The following is a 2,273-nucleotide window of genomic DNA, read 5'->3' as shown; positions in this document are numbered from 1 at the left end:
CTAATCGCTAATTGTTTAGATAGTTCAGTCTTGCCGACACCAGGTGGACCCATAAAAAGAAATGATTCTGGCTTACTCGTGTCGGCTAAACCGGCCGCACGATTAATCAATTTCCTGACTAATTTATTGATTTGGTCATCTTGACCAATAACATGAGCCTTTAACGTCTCATACAGGTTTTGGAATCTGTCATCGGTCGTTTGATTGATAACATGTTCTGGTATGCTGTAATCTGCCTGAATAATGTGTGCAACGTCGTGAACAGTCAATATCGCATGCTGATTAACTTTGGCTGCACCTAAGGCGCTATCAAGTAACATGATGGCCTTTTCGGGAAAATAGCGATCAGTAATATAGCGTTGGGAAAACTGCATGATTTTTTCATAAATGTCATCTGGTACGTCAATCGAATTATTTAGTCGTGGGCCAATTTTAGGCAATAGTTTTGCCGTTTGGTGATAACTTAATTCAGGCACTTCAACCACATCAAACCGCCGCATCAAAGCCCCGTCGCGTGCAATGTAATCATGAAATTCTTTGGTGGTTGTGGCACCAATAATTTGTAAATCATCACGACTCAATGCTGGTTTGAGAATATTGCCGGCATCTAAAGCACTGCCACTATTTGATGCTCCTGTGCCAACAATCTGGTGAATTTCATCAATAAAGGCAAATATTGTCTCCCTATTTGCAATCAATTCATCGATTATCTTTTGCAATTTATAAGCAAATAATTCGCCATTGCTGGCATTCATTAAGTTAGCCAATGAAATTTGGGTAATTCTTTTCCCTTTCAAGAATGGATTCTTTGTATTGAGTAATTGACGAGCTAAATCTTCAATAATGGCTGTTTTTCCGACACCTGGTAACCCAACCAGTAGCGGTGAGTTTTGAATTTGTTTCACTAGCGAAATCAAAACGCGTTGCGTAATGTTTTCACGTTCAAACGCTTGGAATTTATCAGGATTTTTAGCAACTTTTTCCGAAAGATTAATGGTGTATTTGTCTAAATATGGGGTTGGGCTACTCACCATCGCTTCCCTCCTCTCCTAGCTGGTCGGTTACCAAATCACCATAATCAATGGCTTGTACTTGGCCAACCTTTGCAGATTCATGCGCATGTTCGTTTGCTAAATCTTCTAACTCATCAACTGATAATGTGATTTGAGCAACTTGTTGATCACGCAGGGCACGTAGTTCAGCATAAATATCATTTTCAGCAGCTGTGATTAAGTTGTCTCCTGATACTTCATCAACAGGAATAAAATCACCGTTTGGATCATAAACGGCTTGAATTTTGGCAGTCGTCTCACCGTTATCTAAAGTATCCTGGTCGATAATGACAACAATCTCTTCACCTAGTGCCGGTTCTCCAGCAGGAAATAACTCATGGTAACGCTGATTTGGTATTGAGAACGCAACGGTTCCAGTCTGGCCCTCCTCATGGAATGATAGAATTACGACTTCAGCTGAATGCGTAATACTGATCAATTGACCAGCTAATTCTTTGGTTGTCATTTTTGACGCTCCTTATCGATTCATTGTTTTTTGCATTGAATTTTTTACTTCTTGATAACTCTGTTCCATAACAGCCAGATTGTCGGCCTGTTCTAATTTAGCCATTGTCGGTTGGCGTTTCATACCATTTGAGAGATGATCTGAAAGATAGTGCGTAACATCTGTGCTTGCTTGTAACGCTTCGCGAATTATCTTGCCAGCATCATTGCCTTCTAAGGCTTTGAGTTTTTTTGACCAGTTTTGAATGTAACGAACAGAATTCTGGCCAGGATCAATTCCTAAACTTTTAGTGATTGTATACCCCGTCAGTTCCGCTTGTGTTTCTTTAATTTCTCTTGACCACTTTTCACCTCGACGTAAATCGTGTAGTTTTGCATGTCCTAATTCATGTGACAAAGTATGAATTTTATCAGTTGGTGTTAAGTCACTGCGAAGATAGATTACGCGTTTGCTTGGATCATCCTTTGATTGCACCAGCGCGCCCTTAGCCTGACCTTGCCATGTAATTGGGCGTTTGACCAACTGATCATCCACGCCTTTATCGATGACTGGAATTTTCATCTCTTTCGCGTACTTGATTAATGTTTGGTACGCATTCTCAAGTCATTGCGGACTCTGGTCTGTTTTTAGATTAATTGGCCGATTCGGTAACAGTTCAGGCAGCTGTTCTGGCGTTGCGTTAGTTTGGCGCACATCAAATACTGTCTCAATTGGTTAGTGTTGAATATTCTTAACTTCTACTTGCTTGTTCTCCG

Annotated in this window: 3 protein-coding genes; all 3 read right to left on the bottom strand. The window is 40.5% G+C overall.

The features are described from left to right. On the bottom strand, positions 1-1,034 hold a 1,034-nt coding region (locus ACW12G_RS07595), incomplete at its 3' end, for an AAA family ATPase (protein ID WP_455647673.1). Next, complete coding sequence (locus ACW12G_RS07590) at positions 1,024-1,518, bottom strand: hypothetical protein (protein ID WP_455646939.1); 495 nt, start codon at positions 1,516-1,518, stop codon at positions 1,024-1,026. The genes ACW12G_RS07590 and ACW12G_RS07595, both read right to left, overlap by 11 nt. A 12-nt stretch (positions 1,519-1,530) precedes the next feature. Then, positions 1,531-2,079 (bottom strand): ImmA/IrrE family metallo-endopeptidase, encoded by a 549-nt coding sequence (locus ACW12G_RS07585; protein WP_455647672.1) that lies wholly within the window; start codon positions 2,077-2,079, stop codon positions 1,531-1,533. Between the last annotated feature and the right edge of the window lie 194 nt (positions 2,080-2,273).

The organism is Leuconostoc sp. (assembly GCF_965300815.1).
This window is presented reverse-complemented; position numbering and strand designations above follow the sequence as displayed.

Excerpts from the sequence above, each read along its gene's own strand:
- ACW12G_RS07590 (WP_455646939.1), bottom strand. The coding sequence starts at position 1,518 with ATGACAACCAAAGAATTAGCTGGTCAATTGATCAGTATTACGCATTCA.
- ACW12G_RS07585 (WP_455647672.1), bottom strand. The coding sequence starts at position 2,079 with ATGAAAATTCCAGTCATCGATAAAGGCGTGGATGATCAGTTGGTCAAA.